The organism is Streptomyces phyllanthi (assembly GCF_009377205.1).
Classification (GTDB): domain Bacteria; phylum Actinomycetota; class Actinomycetes; order Streptomycetales; family Streptomycetaceae; genus Streptomyces; species Streptomyces phyllanthi.
The window spans coordinates 1-15715 of sequence record NZ_VJZE01000189.1 but is presented as its reverse complement, the minus strand read 5'-3'; the positions used below and the strand labels follow the sequence as shown (position 1 = coordinate 15715).

The window sequence follows — 15715 nt, the reverse complement described above, 5'->3', positions numbered from 1 at the left end:
TTGACGCTTCCGGCGGCGAGACCGGACTGCCAGTACTTCTGCAGCAGCAGGAACGCGGCGATCAGCGGGAGGATGGTGAGCAGCGAGCCGGTGATCACCAGGTTGAAGATCACGTCGCCGCCGATCGTCTCGGCCTGGGAGTTCCAGACGCTCAGCCCCAGGGTCAGGGGGTACCAGTCCGCGTCCTTGAGCATGATCAGCGGCAGGAAGTAGTTGTTCCAGGTCGCGACCGTGGTGAACAGCAGGACGGTGACGATGCCGGGGGCGAGCAGCGGCAGGGCGACCTGGAAGAAGGTGCGCGCCTCGCTCGCGCCGTCCATACGGGCGGCCTCCAGCAGTTCGGTGGGGATGGCCTCGGTGGCGAAGACCCACATCAGGTACAGGCCGAAGGGCGAGACGAGCGAGGGAATGATCACCGCCCAGGGGGTGTCGGTGAGCCCCATCTTGCTGAACATCAGGAACGTGGGCACCGCGAGGGCGGTACCGGGGACGGCGACGGCACCGATGACCACGGCGAACACGGCGCGCTTGCCGGGGAAGTCGAACTTCGCCAGCGCGTAACCGCCCAGGATCGACAGGAACGTGGCCCCGCCGGCGCCGAGCACGACGTACAGGACGGTGTTCGCCAGCCAGCGTGTGAAGACGCCGTCGTTGTACGTGAACGTGTCCCGGATGTTGTCCCACAGGGCGAAGTCGTCGGCGAACCACAGTCCGGACGAGTCGGCCAGCCCTTCCTGGGTCTTGGTGGCGCTGATGACCAGCCATATCAGCGGCACCACGGTGTAGAGCAGCATCAGGCCGGTGAGCACGGTCAGCAGCACACTGCGCTGGGGGCGCCCGGGAACGTGCTTGCGGGGTGTCCGCAGACGGGCCGTGCCCTTGCCCGCGCCGGCGGCCGGTGCGGGTGCGGAGGAGGAAGCGGTGGTGACGGGGGTGCTCATCGGGTCACGCTCCCTTGCGCATGCCGCGCAACTGCACGATGTAGGCGATCACCATGGTGATCACCCCCATGATGATCGCGACCGTCGCGGAGTAGTTCTGCTGCTGGCCGTTGAAGGACAGTGAGTACGTGTAGAAGTTCGGCGTGAAGTCGGTCGTGATGGCGTTGCGCGCCAGCTGCCGCAGGATGTTCGGCTCGTTGAAGAGCTGGAAGCTGCCGATGATCGAGAAGATCGTCGCGATGACGAGGGCACCGCGGATGGCGGGGAGCTTGATGGCGGTGATGACGCGGATCTGTCCGGCGCCGTCGATCTCCGCCGCCTCGTAGAGGGAGTGCGGGATGACACGCAGCGCGGAGTAGAAGATCAGCATGTTGTAGCCGACGAACTCCCAGGTGACGATGTTGCCGATCGACGCCAGGACCAGGTCGGTCGAGAGCGGGTCGGGCAGGTTCACGCCGAAGGCCTCGTTGACGTCCCCGACGAGGCCGTAGCGGGTGCCGTACATGAAGCCCCACATCAGGGTGGCGACCACGGCGGGTACCGCGTACGGCAGGAAGATCGTGATGCGGAAGAAGTCCTTGCCGTAGAGCCGTCCGCTGTCCAGGACGAGGGCGATCAGCAGGGCGATGCCGAGCATGATCGGCACCTGGACCACGAGGAAGAGCGTGACCCGGCCGAGGGAGGCCCAGAACCGGTCGTCCTCCAGCGCCGCCTGGTAGTTGTCCAGTCCGACGAAGGTGGTGCCGCCGATCAGCTGGTCGCGAAAGAGGCTGAGGTAGATCGAGTACGCGATCGGCGCCAGGAAGACGAGCGCGAACACGGCCACGAAGGGGCCCAGGAAACCCCACCCCGTCCAGGAGCGGCGGTCCCGTCTCGCCGGGGGCGGAGCCGGCCGCGGTTCCACGGCCGCAGGCGGTTGTTGCGTCGTCATGTCGTTCCTCGTTCGTCACCTGCCGGAACCAGCGGTGCCGCCTGGTGTCCTCGTGGAACCCTGTGGCCGCTCCGCCGCGATGTTTACGCAAACATGGGCCTCGGAAAAGGGCCCCTGCGCTGTTATGTTTACGTAAACATCCAGTGGCGGCATGTCTACACTGCCCCGATCGCGGCGGTCAAGGGACCATTGGTGAAGCCGTGGTGCAAGCAGTGAAACTGTGATGCGACAGCCCAGGAGAGGAGACGGCCGGCGGATGGACACGGCTGACAGAACCCCGAGCGTCACCGGCGGCGGGCGCGGACGGCCCCGTGCCGGGGCCAGGGGCCAGACCGCCTCCATGGCGGACGTGGCCCGGCTGGCCGGAGTGTCGTCGCAGACCGTCTCCCGGGTGTCCAACGGCTACGCCGGGGTGACCGAGGAGACCCGGCAGCAGGTGCTGGCGGCCATGAAGGAACTGGGTTACCGGCCCAACAGCGCCGCCCGGGCCCTCAAACGCGGCGAGTTCCGCACGATCGGCGTCATCACCTTCTCGCTGTCCACCACGGGCAACGTCCGCACACTGGAGGCGATCGCCAACTCGGCGGCGCACGAGGGGTACGCGGTGACGCTGCTGCCGGTCGCCGTGCCCACCCAGGACGAGGTCCGCGGCGCGTTCACCCGGCTGGAGGAACTCGCGGTCGACGCGGTGATCGTCATCATGGAGGTGCACCTGCTCGACGCGGCGACCATCGCGCTGCCGCCGCACGTCCAGGTCGTGGTCGTCGACTCCGACGCGGGCGACCGCTACAACGTCGTGGACACCGACCAGGCCGGCGGCAGCCGCGCCGCCGTACGACATCTGCTCGGCCTGGGTCACGGCACGGTGTGGCACCTGGGCGGCCCCGAGGGTTCCTTCGCCGCGCAGCGCCGGGCGGACGCCTGGCACGCGGCCCTCGTCGAGGCGGGCCGTACCCCGCCACCCCTGCTGCGGGGCGACTGGTCGGCGGAGTCGGGCTACCGTACGGGGCTCGAACTCGCGGCCCGGGAGGACTGCACCGCCGTCTTCGTGGCCAACGACCAGATGGCCCTCGGCCTGCTGCGGGCCCTGCACGAGCGAGGGCGGCGCGTGCCCGAGGACGTGAGCGTCATCGGCTTCGACGACATCCCCGAGGCGAGCTCGTTCCTGCCCCCGCTCACCACCCTCCACCAGGACTTCGCCGAGGTGGGACGGCTCTGCGTCAAGAACGTCCTGCGCAAGATGCGCCACGAGGGCGCCGAGCGCGGCACGACGCTGGTACCGACCCGGCTCGTGGTGCGCGAGAGCACGGCGCCACCGCCCTCGCAGGCCTGAGGGTCCCGCGCGGACGGCAGTGGGACCCCCACCCGCTCATCCGCGGTCACCAGGGAGCCAGGGAGGGGTGGGCACTCGCCGGTCCGTCCTGCGCCAGGACAGCCAGAGGGCGACCGCTTCCGCTATCGGCTGCTGCGTCTCCAGTTCGACGAAGCCGAACTGCCCGCCCTGGTTGCACTCGAGGAACCACCACACTCCTTCCTCGTCCTCGGCGAAGTCGAAGGCGGCGTACGCGAGACCGGAGAGCGAGAGGTACTCCAGTGCCGACTTGGCTATGCGGTCGGGCACCGGGACGGCCTCCCAGGGGTGCCCGGTCTCGCCGTAGCGGCCGTCGACCTGCCCGGGCGCGGAGCGCTTGCGGGCGGCGAACTGGCGCTCGCCGACGCAGGTCAGACGGATGTCGGCCCGCTTCGGTACATAGCGCTGCAGCAGCGCGGGCCCGGCGGCCACAGTGGAGAAGTCGGCGTCGGGGCCGATCAGTGTCGTCGGCAGGGCGGCCTCGGGGTCGTCCGGTGGCGGACCCGAGGCCGACTTCACGACCACGTCCCGGTATGTCTCGGCGAACTGCTGTGCGAGCCTCGGCGCGGTGGTGAAGATGGTCGGCGGTACGGCGAAGTCGCTGTAGTGGGCGAGCCGCAACTGCCAGGGCTTGTGGCGCGCCTGCTCGGCGTTGCCCGGGTGGTTCATCCACGCGGTCGAGGCCGAGTAGAGCATCCCGTAGAGCGCCTGCTTGGTCTCGGCGGTCAGCCACGCGGAGGGTTCCGGCGCGTGGGCGGCGGGTTCGCCGGGCCTGCGGACCCAGACGGATCGCAGGCCGCCCATGCTGAGCACATGTCCGTGGACCGACAGGTGCCCGTCGAAGTCGCCGTGGGCGTAGTCGGCCGACAGCTTGGCCTTTCCGGGGATGTCGGCCGGGTCGAGGCGCATCACGGGCACACCCAGCCGGTTGAGCTCCGCCACCACCATGTCGGCGGTCACGTCCTGCTCCGACGTGAGAATCAGTACGGTCACGGGCGGCTGCCAGTCAGTCGTCGAAGTGCGTCGCCGAGCCTGCCGTGGAGGTCGTGGTGCCGACCGCGAGCAGGAGGTCCCGGTCGGCGACGGCGGGGCGGCCGTCGCCGAGGATGTTCAGCTGCAACGAGGCGTCGTAGCTGTAGGGCTCCACGACGGTCGGCAGGGCTCTCGGGCGAACGAAGTTGAGAGTGAACGGTCGCAAGGTGAATCTCCCAGGTCGGACGTTGGTTATACGTGTTCATATACGTCAGTTCCCGCGAAGAAGGTTCATCACTTTGCGTCACATCGAGGTGAAGATCGTCACATCAACCCAACGGCCGGTTTAAACGTCCGCCCCTTGATCCAGGGGCCGACCGGCCAGTAACAGTGACGTGCGCCACACGCTTTCCGAGGCTCTCGACCTCGGGCGATCCCCCGGCTTAGCGTTCCGGCGTTTCATGGTGCCTGAAACGATTCATCAACCGGACTGGGGGCCGAGGCCATGCGTGAATCCATCTCAGGGCGTGGCGGGGTGACGCGCCGTTCGGTCCTGGCTGCCGGGCTGGTGGCGGGGGCGAGCGTCCCACTGGGTCCGGCTCCCCCGTCGGCCGCCGTCCCGGGCTCGGCCACCGGCGGCCGGGGAGTCGGCGCCGAATGGTTCGCCGCACCCCCACGGTCCGTGCGCCCCAGGTTCCGGTGGTGGTGGCCGGACGGACTCGTCGATCCGGACGAAGTCGCCCGGGAGATCGACCAGATGGCCGACGCCGGGTTCGGTGGAGCCGAGATCGCCGCCGTGCACCACAGCGTCCGCGACAAGTCGGTCCTGGACACCGCGCACCACGGGTGGGGCAGCAGACCCTGGCGCGCGGGCGTCGAGGCGGCGTTACGGCGGGCCGCGAGACGCGGACTCACCGTCGACCTCACACTCGGCCCCGCCTGGCCCGCCGCCGTGCCCGGCATCACCCCGGACGACGAGGCGGCCGTGCAGGAGCTCGCCCACGGGCGCGCCCAGCTGACCGGCGGGGCCACTTTCAGCGGGCCCGTGCCACCGCCCGTGCACGAGGCGGCGCCCGGCGTGAGGCGGCAGCACCTCCTCGCCGTGCAGGCGGCGCGCGTCGACCCCGCCCACTCCACCCGCAGGGAGACCGGCCTGGATCTCGCCACGGTCGAGGACCTCACCCGCCGGGTCACCGACGGCGCCCTCACGTGGACGGCGCCGCCCGACGGACAGTGGGTGCTGATCTCGTACTGGCGGCGGGGCTCGGGGCAGCAGCCCGAGTCGGGCCCGCACTCCTCCCCCGCCGCCTTCGTCGTCGACCACTTCAGCCCGGCCGGCACCGCGGCGATCACGGAGTACTGGGAGTCACGGCTGCTCACTCCCTCCCTGCGGCGGCTGTTGCGGGCCGCGGGCGGGGCGTTCTTCGAGGACTCCATCGAGTTGGAGACCGACGGCCTGCAGTGGACGCCCCGGCTGCCCGAGGCGTTCGAGAAGCACACCGGCCGGCCGCTCCTGCCGTATCTCCCCGCGGTCGTGCTGGACAACGGCAACCAGGTCTTCGCCTTCGAGGCACAGCTGACCCGGCAGATCCGGCACGACTTCTGGGAGACCGTCTCCGGGCTGTTCAACCGTCACCACGTCCGGGCCCTGCGCGACTGGGCGCACTCCCTGGGCATGGCGCTGCGCGCCCAGCCGTACGGGCTGCCGACCGACGCCATCGCCTCGGCGGCGATCCTCGACGTCGCCGAGGGCGAGTCGCTCGGCTTCAAGAACCTGGACGACCACCGCTGTCTGGCCGGCGGCCGGGACATGGCGGGCCACACCGTGCTGTCCTGCGAGGCAGGCGCCTACAACGGATCCGCGTACGGCACGACCTGGGACCGGTTCCTGCGGACCATGGGCGGCGCGTACGCGGCGGGCGTCAACCAGACGGTCCTGCACGGCTTCTCGTACGCCACCGCGCCGGGGGTGAGCTGGCCCGGTTTCGCCGCGTTCAGCCCGTACGGCGGGGCGCCCGGCTACGGGGAGTCCTGGGGGCCGCGCCAGCCGACCTGGCGGCACGCCGACGACATCGCCGGCTACCTCGGCCGGGTGCACCGCGTCCTGCAGGCCGGTACCGCCCGGGCGGACGTCGCCGTGTTCCGCCAGACCGGCTACACCGCCACCGGGATCGGTGCCTCGTGGTTCACGTCGACCGGGGTGCCGCTCGGGTGGACCCACCAGTTCCTCAGCGGTCCGCTGCTCGGTCTGCCGGGCGCCGTCGTCTCCGGCGGCCGGCTCGCGCCCGAGGGACCGGCGTACAAGGCGCTGTTCGTGGAGGGCGACTTCTTCCACGGGTCCACGCCCACGCTGGCCGAGGCCGACGCCCGCAGGGTGCTGGACCTGGCCACGGCCGGGCTGCCGGTCGTCCTGCTCGGTGCCTTCGACCAGGCGCTGACGCCGGGGGTGCCCGGGGACGGCGGGACCGAGCGGCTGCGCGAGGTGCTCACGCGTCTGCTCGCCCTGCCCCATGTGCGCCGCGTGACGGACAGGGCGGCCGTCGGCGACGCCCTCGCACAGCTCGGGGTGACCCCGGACGTGCGGTACGCCACCACCTCGACCCTCCTCAACGCCCACCGGGTCACCGAGGACGTGGACTTCTACTACTTGTGCAACGGCAAGCACGCCGAGACGGTCCGGCCGCCCGTCGCCGCGATCGACCACGAGGTGACGCTGCGCCGCACCGTGCGCGGGACCGCGGTGCCGTACCTGCTGGACCCGTGGACCGGCGAGGTCGTGCGCCTCGCCCGCTACACCGAGGACGACGGCCGCTTCACGCTGCGTGTGGCGCTTCAGCCCGGGCAGGCCGCGATCGTCGCGCTGGGCCGGCCGGGCCTGTTCGGCGACCGCGTCGGCAGGCGGGCGCACGCCGTCGCCGGCGACGCCGACGAGGTGCTGTTCACGCCGGACGGACTCGCCGTGCGGGCCGGCCGGGCGGGCACCTACACGACCCGGCTGTCCCACGGCCGTACCGTCACCACGAGGATCGCCGCGGTGCCCGCCCCCGTCGTACCGGACCGCTGGCAGCTGGACGTGGAGGACTGGCGCCCCGGCGACGGGCCGACACGGACCGAGGTCGTCCGGCACACGCTGACGCTCGGCACGCTGCTGCCCTGGCCGCAGATCCCCGAGCTCGCCGATGTCTCGGGGATCGGCCGTTACCGGACGACGCTCACGCTGCCGCCGGACTGGACCGCGGGCCACGGAGCGCTCCTCGAACTCGGACAGGTCGGTGACACCTGCCGGGTCACCCTCAACGGCAGCCGCCTCGGGCCCGTCGACCGGCTCCACCCCGTCCTCGACGTCGGCCCGTGGCTTCGGCGCGGGGACAACACGCTTGAGGTCGAGGTGGCCACGCCCCTCCTCAACCGTCTGCGGGTGGCCGTTCCGGACGTCTTCGGCGGGGTCGCACGTCAGGCGTACGGGCTGCTGGGTCCCGTCCGGCTGGTTCCCTACGCGCAGGCGCGGGTGGGGTAGACAGGGAGATCGGTGGTGCGCGCCGGGGCCCACGTGAAAAGCTCACCGCGCGCGGGTGGGAAGCTCGTCGCGCGCGGACGGCGAACGGCAGCCGTACGGATCTGCCGTCGTACCAAACGGCGTGTCGACGTAGCGATCCAGCGATGCAGCGACGTATCGGCACGAGGAGAGGCGGCGGCATGCGCATCGGATTGCTCGGGACAGGACCGTGGGCCGAGATGGCCCACGCCCCGGCGTTGAGCGGGCATCCCGGACTGGACTTCGTGGGGGTGTGGGGCAGGCGCCCGGAGGCGGCCGGGGAACTGGCCGGCCGTCACGGCATACGCGCCTACGACGACGTCGACGCCCTGCTCGCCGACGTGGACGCGGTCGCCGTCGCCCTGCCTCCCTCCGTCCAGGCGCCCCTCGCCGTACGCGCCGCACGGGCCGGCTGCCATCTGCTGCTCGACAAGCCCGTCGCGACGAACGTCGACGAGGGACGGGCCGTCGTCGAGGCGGCCATGGAAGCGGGGATCGCCTCGGTCGTCTTCTTCACCGCTCGTTTCCAGAGCGCGGCGGAGGCCTGGATCGCCGAACAGGCCGCCACGGACGGCTGGTTCACGGCACGCGCGCAATGGCTCGGCGCGGTGTTCACCAGCGACAGCCCGTTCGCGGCGTCGCCGTGGCGCCGGGAGAAGGGGGCGCTGTGGGACGTCGGTCCGCACGCCCTGTCGGTGCTGCTGCCGGTGCTCGGCGACGTCCAGCGGGTGGCCGCCGCGGCACGCGGCCCCGAGGACACCGTCCACCTGGTCCTCGGCCACGCCGGCGGGGCGTCGAGCACCCTGACGCTGAGTCTCACGGCCCCGCCCGCGGCTGCCGGAGCGACCGTGGAGCTGCGCGGAAAGGCCGGGGTCACGGTCCTGCCGGCCTCCACCGAGGGAGCGGTGGAGGCGCTCACCCGGGCCGCGGACTCTCTCCTCGCCGCGGTCGACACCGGCCGCCCGCACGCGTGCGACGCCGCGTTCGGCCTGCGGGTGACGGGGATACTCGCCGCGGCCGAAGGGCAGTTGGGCGGTGGCTTCGGGACCGGGTGACGCACCCTGTGCTGCCGTTCTCCTATGGTGGCGGTGCCCCGCCGGCCTGAGCGGGGCACCGCCACCGTCAGAGCCTGTGTCATATCCCCGGTCGGATCAGCGTGCGGCGTCTGGTGCGTGCGATCGCAAGGCGCCGCAGCGCCCTCGATGGGGGTCCCCCCGCTCGAGCGAAGCCGAGAGTGGGGGAGGAGTCACGTGGGCGTTTCGGCGACGCGGCGAGTGTGCGTGCCAGGCGTCGCGCGCCCGGCCGGGGATATGACACAGGCTCTCAGTGCGTCGTGCCGAAGAACTCGCGTACGTCGCGGACGAGGAGCTCCGGGGCCTCCATAGCGAGGAAATGGCCGCCGCGGTCGAGTTCGGTCCACCGTACGACGTGGTGGTCGCGTTCGGCCCAGCGGCGGACGGTCACGTCGTGGGTGGAGACGAGTACGGCGGTGGGCACCGTTCCTCGCCCGCCTGCCGCCCAGTCGTCCTGGACGCCGTCCCACTCGGTCGCCCCGTCCGTCGCCCCGCCCTCGGCCCAGGTGGTCGCGGACATCTCCTCGTAGTAGACCTGGGCGGCGGAGGCGGCCGTGCCGGTGAACCAGTACAGGGAGACGTTCGTCAGCATGCGGTCCCGGTCGACGACGTCCTCGGGCAGTGCGTCCTCCGGATCGGTCAGTTCCTTGAACTTCTCCACGATCCAGGCCAGTTGGCCCACCGGGGAATCGGTGAGGGCGTACGCCACCGTCTGCGGGCGCTGGGAGTTGCACCGCAGGTAGCCGTCGTTGAAGTCCTGCATGCTCTGCCGGCGGCGCTGCTCGGTGTCCGTGAGGCCGTCGGTGTCGCCCTCCTCCAGAGGGAAGGTGACCATGGCGTTGACGTGGATGCCGATGACGCGGTCCGGGGCCTGCCTGCCCATCTCGGGGGCGATCCACGAGCCGGTGTCGTACCCCTGGACGCCGTACCGTGCGTAGCCCAGTCGGGACATCAGTTCGGTGAGCACGGTGGCCATCCGGGCGGCGTTCATACCGGGCCCGGCCAGCGGTGTGGAGAAGCCGAATCCGGGCAGCGACGGGATGACCAGGTGGAAGGCGCCGGCCGGGTCGCCGCCGTGGGCGCGGGGGTCGGACAGGGGGCCGATGACGTCGAGGAAGTCCACCACCGAGCCCGGCCAGCCGTGCAGCAGGATCAGCGGTGTGGCGTCCGGCTCCGGGGAACGCACATGCAGGAAGTGGAGGTTCTGCCCGTCGACGGTGGTCAGGAACTGGGGGTGTGCGTTGAGCGCCGCCTCGTGGGCCCGCCAGTCGTAGCCGGTGCGCCAGTGGTCGGTGAGGTCGCGCAGGTAGGTCACCGGGACGCCACGGCTCCAGCCGACGCCGGGCAGTTCGGCGGGCCAGCGGGTGGCGGCCAGCCGGGCGTGGAGATCGTCGAGCCGGTCCTGCGGGATCGCGATGCGGAACGGGTGGATTGCGGATGCCGTACGGATGCCGTGTGTCGTGTCGTTGCCCGGTGTCATGGGGCTGCCGGACGGCGTGTCGTCGCCCGGTGTCATGGGGCTGCCGGACGGCATGTCGTTGCCGGGAGTCGTGTGGTCGCCGGGTGTCGTGGTCGTCATGGCTGCGACGTTAGGAAGCACCTGGGTCAGTTGCGGTCCTAACTCTCCGGCAGTCTGGGGGACATGGTGGAGACCTCCGGACGGCTGCTGAAGCTGCTCGCCCTGCTGCAGACCCATGGCGACCGGTCGGGCGCCGAGCTCGCCGAACGTCTCGGAGTGAGCCGGCGTACCGTGCGCCGTGACGTGGAGCGGCTGCGCGAGCTGGGGTATCCCGTGCGGGCGAGCCGCGGCTCCGCCGGGTACCGGCTGGGCGCGGGGGCGAGTCTGCCGCCCCTGCTGCTGGACGACGAGGAGGCCGTGGCCGTCGTGGTCGGGCTGCGCACCGCGGCCGGTGGTTCGGTGGCGGGCATCGGGGAGTCCTCGCTGCGCGCGCTGGCCAAGCTGGAGCAGGTGCTGCCCTCCCGGCTGCGGCACCGGGTCGGCACGCTGCACGCCGCCACTGTCCGGGCGGGCTCGGTCCCGGGCCCCGAGGTCTCCCCCGACACGCTCGTGGCCATCGCCGAGGCGTGCCGACGGCACGAGCGGCTGCGGTTCGACTACACGAGCCCCCGCGGCGGGCACAGCGTCCGCTCGGTCGAGCCGCACAGTCTGGTCAGCTTCGAACGCCACTGGTATCTGGTCGGTTGGGACACCGACCGCGGTGACTGGCGCACGTTCCGCGTCGACCGGCTCGTCCCGCGCACCCCGACCGGTCCGCGGTTCGCTCCGCGTGAGCCTCCCGAGGGCGATGTGGCGACGTATGTGGCGCACCGGCTGTCGTCACGGGCCTGGCGGTTCCAGGCCACCGTCACCCTGCACGAGTCCGCCGAGGCGGTCGCCGACCGGGTCTGGCCCGGTATGGGCGTCGTCGAGCCGCTCGACGACCGCAGCTGCCTGCTGCGCCTGGGCGCCGACACGCCCCGCGACCTCGCCTGGATGATCACGTCCGTCGACGCGGACTTCACCCTCACCCACGCCCCACCCGAACTCACCGACGCCCTGCGCGTCCAGGGCACCCGGTGTCTGGACGCGATACGGGCCGGCTGACCGTCCGCCCGGCCGGGTCACAGGGTGTGCGCGAAGGCCGCGAGCGCTTCGAAGTCGGCGTCGCGGAGGCCGAGTCGGGCATCGACGTGGTGGAGCAGGGCAGGCCCCGTGTGGTGGGCGTGGACGAAGGTGCGGTCCCTGTCGCCGAGTTCGTCGTCGACCCAGGCGAAGGGCCTGCCCTCGGCATGCGCGACGAGGTGGCGGGTCTTCCAGAACGTGCCGTCCGGTGCCGCGTCGTGCATCGTCGGCCACGGCACGACGGGGAGCTCCGGCAGCCCGAGCACGGGGGCGATGAAGTCGTTCGCGTCCTCGCGCCACGTGGTCGCCCACACCAGGTCGTACCGGTCGCTCAGCTCCAGGAGACGACCACCGTGGCCGGGGTTGAGCCAGACCCGCAGCGGCTTCACCGACGCCGTCCACGCGCCCGGATGCATCGCGATCCAGCCCGGTGGCTTCATCCGGTGGGTCGTGTAGCCGTCGGGGCGCCGTGTGGGCTTCGCCGCGTACGGGTTCAGCGGACCGTCGACGTCGAGATAGAGCAGAGGGCGGCTCGCCACGGTGTCCCCCTCCACACTGGACCGTCGGGAGTGCGACGAGCGTAGCCCGTGGACGCTCCGCGCTCCTCACGGTTTTCCGTGGAGTGGTGTCTCACCGTTGGCGGCCGCCCGGCTCGGCGGGGAGAGCGCCGCCGCGCCGTCCCTCGGGGGAGGTGCCGTCACTCCCCGAGACGGGTGCGCAGCATCTGCTTACCCAGCTCGGCACCCTTGCGGCTGTCGGCCTGCGCCTTGCGGAACAGCTCCACGACCTCGGTGTCCTTCTCGCGTTCCGCGTCCTGGATGTAGTTCTCCAGACGCAGCGCGTTGCTCAGGCACGCCTCGACGTACCAGATGAGGTTGTAGTCCTTGTCCGGCGTACCGGTGATGCCGCCGGTCTCCGTCGTGCTCGTCACGCTGGAACCTCCTCCGAGTCCATGAGCCGGGAGTACTTGAGCTGCTCGAACTGCTCGAGCCGGGAGTACTCGCTTCCTGAACGCGGCCCGGGTACCCGGGGCGCCGCCGCGTACACGGCCTCAGCCGGGGTTCCCGATCGGAGGAGGCCGGGAAGCGGGCGGACGCATGAATCAATCGTCCATGCAATGGATATGCGTGCAGATCCTTGTCCAGCCTGTTGTTTCGAGCGTAGTCTCGCCGCATTCCATCTCCGCCTGAATCCGAGGTACGCCCATGGACCGCGCCCGGCTGCGGCATCTCCTGGCTCGTGAGAGCGGTGAGGCCGAGCGTCGCAACCCGCGTTCGAAGGCCGCGTACGAGCGTGCCGACCACCTGTTCGGCCGGGTGCCGATGACCTGGATGAACAAGACCGCGGGTGCGTTTCCGAGGTATCTGGCCACGGCCCGGGGCGCCCGCGTCACCGACATCGACGGGCACGAGTACGTCGACTTCTGTCTGGGTGACACCGGGGCGATGGCCGGGCATTCGCCCGCGCCGGTGGCCGAGGCCGTGCGCAGGCGGTTCACGGAGTCGGGCGGAGCGACGGCGATGCTGCCCACGGAGGACGCCGAATGGGTCGGCGCCGAGCTGACCCGGCGCTTCCGTCTGCCGCGCTGGAGTTTCTCGCTGACCGCGACCGACGCCAATCGCTGGGCGATCCGGCTCGCCCGTGCCGTCACCGGGCGGCCGAAGATCCTCGTGAACAGTTACTGCTACCACGGCAGTGTCGACGAGTCGCTGATCGTCGTCGGACCGGACGGGCGGGGCACGGCACGTCCCGGCAATGTCGGCGCGCCGTGCGACGTGACACTGACCAGCCGGGTCGCGGAGTTCAACGACCTCTCGCAGCTGGAGGAGCAGCTCGCCCACGGTGACGTCGCCGCCGTCCTCATGGAACCCGCGCTGACCAACATCGGCATCGTGCTGCCCGAGCCCGGCTATCCGGCCGGGGTCAGGGAGCTGACACGGCGGTACGGCACCCTGCTCCTCATAGACGAGACCCACACCTTCTCGGCCGGGCCCGGTGGCTGCACCGCCGCCTGGGCTCTGGAGCCGGACATGCTCACGATCGGCAAGGCGATCGGCGGGGGCGTACCGGCGGGGGCGTACGGGCTGTCCGGCGAGCTGGCGGAGCGGCTGCTCGGCCGGGACGACCTGGACCTCGTCGACATGGGCGGGGTGGGCGGCACCCTCGCGGGCAACGCGCTGTCCGTCGCCGCGATGCGGGCCACGCTGGAGCACGTGCTCACCGACGAGGCGTTCGCGCACATGGTGAAGCTGTCCGAGCGGTTCGAGGCCGGGGTGCGTGCGGGCATCACGGCACACGGGCTGCCCTGGTCGGTGAGCCGGCTCGGCGCCCGGACCGAGTACCGCTTCGCCCGCCGGGCGCCGCGCACCGGTACGGAGTCGGCCGCGGCGTCCGACGCCGAGCTGGAGGACTTCCTCCACCTCTACCTCGCCAACCGGGGCATCCTGCTGACGCCGTTCCACAACATGGCGCTGATGTGCCCGGACACCACCGAGCAGGATGTCGACGCCCATACCGGCGTCTTCGCCGACGCGCTGTCCGACCTGGCGGGTTGAGCCGCGCCGGTAGTGTGAGGCGCCCCTGCGGAAGGAAGCACACAGCGTGGACGAGATCGACCGGGCCATCCTGCGCGAACTGCAGACCGACGGCCGTATCGCGTACGCGGATCTCGGCCCCAAGGTCGGCCTGTCGGCGTCGGCCGCTCGTCAGCGGCTGCAACGGCTGCTGGACGCCAAGGTCGTCCAGGTCGTCGGGGTGACCGACCCGATGGGCATGGGCGGTCAGTCGATGGCCCTGCTCGGCATCACCGTCACCGCCGAAGGGGACCCCCGGGCCGTCGCCGACCGCCTGGCCGAGCGGGCCGAGGTCGTGTACTCGGTGCTGACCTCCGGCGGGTTCGACCTGTTCGCCGAGGTGGTGTGCCCCAGCCCGCGGGCACTGCTCGACTTCGTGAACGACGTGGTGAAGCCCCTCGAAGGGGTGGCGGAGGTGCGGTCCTTCCCGTACTTCGGGATCCACACGCACCGGTTCCTGTGGAACGTGGGCTGAGCACCAGGAGGCCCCTGCCGGCCGAAGCGCACCGGTAGCCCGGCCAGTCCGCGGAGAAGGGTGTCGGCGCGCCAGGTGAGCGCCGGCAGGTCGGCGGCCGGCGCCAGGGTGGGGCGGTGTGCGAGGAGCGGGCGAAGAGCCGGGTGTACTGCGGCGGATCGGTCCGGAGGATGGTGCAAGTCGCAGGGTCACCATCGTCGATATCGCGCGTCACGCCCAGGTGCCCCGATGGCGTGCCCGCCGTCCTTCCGCCAGGAGGAGGGGTGCCGGATGTCGATTTGCGCGGACGCGGTCGGTCGGTGCGGCGCGGGCCGCGTCGCGCGGGACGACCAGCCGGCACGCACCGCTCTCCGGGACGAGGACGCGGGCGCAGCGGACCTTCGTCCGCAGAGCCGCGTAGAGGTGACAGGGGTTCGTGGCCGGATCGCGGCCGTCGGGAGCGAGTTCCTTCAAGGCGGGCGCCGCCATGGGGGCCTCCTTCCCGCCGCTCGCCGTCGCGGTCGACACAAACGGGGAAAACTCCCCACTTCACGCTCGGACGGTACCATCCCGACCGGGGAGCACTCCCCGAAAGGGCGGAGAGCCTCCCGGCGGGACGGGCGGCCTTCCGGCGGGGGCTTCCCAGCGGGACGGGTGACGTCCCGGCAGGACGGAAGGTGACGAGGGTGACGGACAGCAACAGCGCCGACGGGGTCGGGAGGCCCGTGCGGCGGAGCGACGCGCGGCGCAACCGGGAGCTGCTGATCGAGGCCGCGCACGAGGTGTTCACCGAGCAGGGGCTCGAAGCGCCGCTCGACGTCATCGCCCGCCGGGCGGGGGTGGGCAACGCCACGCTGTACCGGCATTTCCCCAGTCGCGCGGTCCTCGTGGACGCGGTGTTCCACGGTCTGCTGACGGACACGATGGCGGTCGGCGAGCAGGCGCGCGCCGTCGAGGACGCGTGGGCGGGTCTGACCGGCTATCTGGAGTCCGTGTTCGCGGGTCTGGCCGCCGACCGCGGCACCAACGACCTGATGACCACACACCTGGAGGGCGTCGACACACTGCAGTCCGTGCACGCCCACAACCGGGAGACGATCGAGCTGCTGCTGCGCCGCGGCCGCGACCAGGGAACCGTCCGGGCCGATGTCACCACGGAGGACGTCCTGTTCGCCCTGGCCGCGCTCGGCCGGGCCGTACCCTCCCTGGCCGCGGCGGCCGCCCCGGACGCCTGGCGCCGCCCCCTCGCCCTGCTCCTCGAC

Annotated in this window: 15 protein-coding genes; 7 read left to right on the top strand and 8 right to left on the bottom strand. The window is 71.5% G+C overall.

Translation table 11 applies throughout. The annotated features are described in order from the left end of the window. A partial coding sequence (locus FNH04_RS24590; RefSeq protein WP_152787739.1) for a carbohydrate ABC transporter permease occupies window positions 1-941 on the bottom strand: 941 nt, incomplete at its 3' end. Window positions 942-945: 4 nt separating this feature from the next. Next, complete coding sequence (locus FNH04_RS24585; RefSeq protein WP_152787737.1) at window positions 946-1872, bottom strand: carbohydrate ABC transporter permease; 927 nt, start codon at window positions 1870-1872, stop codon at window positions 946-948. A 340-nt stretch (window positions 1873-2212) separates the two neighbouring features. Here FNH04_RS24585 and FNH04_RS24580 point away from each other — a divergent pair, with 340 nt between their 5' ends. Further along, window positions 2213-3205 carry a LacI family DNA-binding transcriptional regulator gene (locus FNH04_RS24580; protein ID WP_152787750.1) on the top strand — a complete coding sequence of 331 codons (993 nt, stop codon included), beginning with the start codon at window positions 2213-2215 and terminating at the stop codon, window positions 3203-3205. A 36-nt stretch (window positions 3206-3241) separates the two neighbouring features. Here FNH04_RS24580 and FNH04_RS24575 read toward each other — a convergent pair whose 3' ends face one another. After that, a complete protein-coding gene (locus FNH04_RS24575; protein ID WP_322723744.1) occupies window positions 3242-4216 on the bottom strand; it encodes an MvdC/MvdD family ATP grasp protein in 975 nt (324 codons plus the stop codon). A gap of 13 nt (window positions 4217-4229) precedes the next feature. Beyond that, complete coding sequence (gene tgmA, locus FNH04_RS24570; protein WP_152787736.1) at window positions 4230-4421, bottom strand: putative ATP-grasp-modified RiPP; 192 nt, start codon at window positions 4419-4421, stop codon at window positions 4230-4232. A gap of 279 nt (window positions 4422-4700) precedes the next feature. Between tgmA and FNH04_RS24565 the strand changes: the two genes are divergently transcribed. Together FNH04_RS24565 and FNH04_RS24560 are read left to right on the top strand one after the other, a co-directional pair. After that, on the top strand, window positions 4701-7712 hold the full coding sequence (locus FNH04_RS24565) for a glycosyl hydrolase (RefSeq protein ID WP_152787734.1): 3012 nt from the start codon (window positions 4701-4703) through the stop codon (window positions 7710-7712). Between the two features lie 179 nt (window positions 7713-7891). Then, window positions 7892-8785, top strand: coding sequence for a Gfo/Idh/MocA family protein (locus tag FNH04_RS24560; RefSeq protein WP_152787732.1), 894 nt, complete (start codon window positions 7892-7894; stop codon window positions 8783-8785). A 268-nt stretch (window positions 8786-9053) separates the two neighbouring features. Here the strand turns inward: FNH04_RS24560 and FNH04_RS24555 are convergent, their stop codons facing one another. After that, window positions 9054-10283, bottom strand: a complete 1230-nt coding sequence (locus tag FNH04_RS24555; protein ID WP_152787746.1) for an epoxide hydrolase family protein — start codon at window positions 10281-10283, stop codon at window positions 9054-9056. Window positions 10284-10445: 162 nt separating this feature from the next. On the opposite strand from FNH04_RS24555, the gene FNH04_RS24550 reads away from it, so the two are divergent. Then, a complete protein-coding gene (locus FNH04_RS24550) occupies window positions 10446-11408 on the top strand; it encodes a helix-turn-helix transcriptional regulator (RefSeq protein ID WP_152787730.1) in 963 nt (320 codons plus the stop codon). Between the two features lie 17 nt (window positions 11409-11425). On the opposite strand, the gene FNH04_RS24545 is transcribed toward FNH04_RS24550, so the two are convergent. After that, window positions 11426-11965, bottom strand: coding sequence for an HAD domain-containing protein (locus FNH04_RS24545; protein WP_322723739.1), 540 nt, complete (start codon window positions 11963-11965; stop codon window positions 11426-11428). Window positions 11966-12123: 158 nt separating this feature from the next. Then, on the bottom strand, window positions 12124-12357 hold the full coding sequence (locus FNH04_RS24540) for a hypothetical protein (RefSeq protein WP_322723738.1): 234 nt from the start codon (window positions 12355-12357) through the stop codon (window positions 12124-12126). A gap of 274 nt (window positions 12358-12631) precedes the next feature. Between FNH04_RS24540 and FNH04_RS24535 the strand changes: the two genes are divergently transcribed. After that, window positions 12632-13981, top strand: a complete 1350-nt coding sequence (locus FNH04_RS24535; RefSeq protein ID WP_152787728.1) for a transaminase — start codon at window positions 12632-12634, stop codon at window positions 13979-13981. 46 nt (window positions 13982-14027) lie between these two features. Further along, on the top strand, window positions 14028-14474 hold the full coding sequence (locus tag FNH04_RS24530; protein ID WP_322723736.1) for an Lrp/AsnC family transcriptional regulator: 447 nt from the start codon (window positions 14028-14030) through the stop codon (window positions 14472-14474). 210 nt (window positions 14475-14684) lie between these two features. On the opposite strand, the gene FNH04_RS24525 is transcribed toward FNH04_RS24530, so the two are convergent. Then, window positions 14685-14942 carry a hypothetical protein gene (locus FNH04_RS24525; protein WP_152787724.1) on the bottom strand — a complete coding sequence of 86 codons (258 nt, stop codon included), beginning with the start codon at window positions 14940-14942 and terminating at the stop codon, window positions 14685-14687. A gap of 197 nt (window positions 14943-15139) precedes the next feature. Here FNH04_RS24525 and FNH04_RS24520 point away from each other — a divergent pair. Next, a partial coding sequence (locus FNH04_RS24520) for a TetR/AcrR family transcriptional regulator (RefSeq protein WP_322723734.1) occupies window positions 15140-15715 on the top strand: 576 nt, incomplete at its 3' end.

What these genes read in the sequence shown, in the direction of transcription:
- FNH04_RS24585 (WP_152787737.1), bottom strand. Translation starts at nt 1,872, where the DNA reads ATGACGACGCAACAACCGCCTGCGGCCGTGGAACCGCGGCCGGCTCCG.
- FNH04_RS24580 (WP_152787750.1), top strand. Translation starts at nt 2,213, where the DNA reads ATGGCGGACGTGGCCCGGCTGGCCGGAGTGTCGTCGCAGACCGTCTCC.
- FNH04_RS24565 (WP_152787734.1), top strand. Translation starts at nt 4,701, where the DNA reads ATGCGTGAATCCATCTCAGGGCGTGGCGGGGTGACGCGCCGTTCGGTC.
- FNH04_RS24560 (WP_152787732.1), top strand. Translation starts at nt 7,892, where the DNA reads ATGCGCATCGGATTGCTCGGGACAGGACCGTGGGCCGAGATGGCCCAC.
- FNH04_RS24555 (WP_152787746.1), bottom strand. Translation starts at nt 10,283, where the DNA reads ATGACACCGGGCAACGACACGACACACGGCATCCGTACGGCATCCGCA.
- FNH04_RS24550 (WP_152787730.1), top strand. Translation starts at nt 10,446, where the DNA reads ATGGTGGAGACCTCCGGACGGCTGCTGAAGCTGCTCGCCCTGCTGCAG.
- FNH04_RS24535 (WP_152787728.1), top strand. Translation starts at nt 12,632, where the DNA reads ATGGACCGCGCCCGGCTGCGGCATCTCCTGGCTCGTGAGAGCGGTGAG.
- FNH04_RS24525 (WP_152787724.1), bottom strand. Translation starts at nt 14,942, where the DNA reads ATGGCGGCGCCCGCCTTGAAGGAACTCGCTCCCGACGGCCGCGATCCG.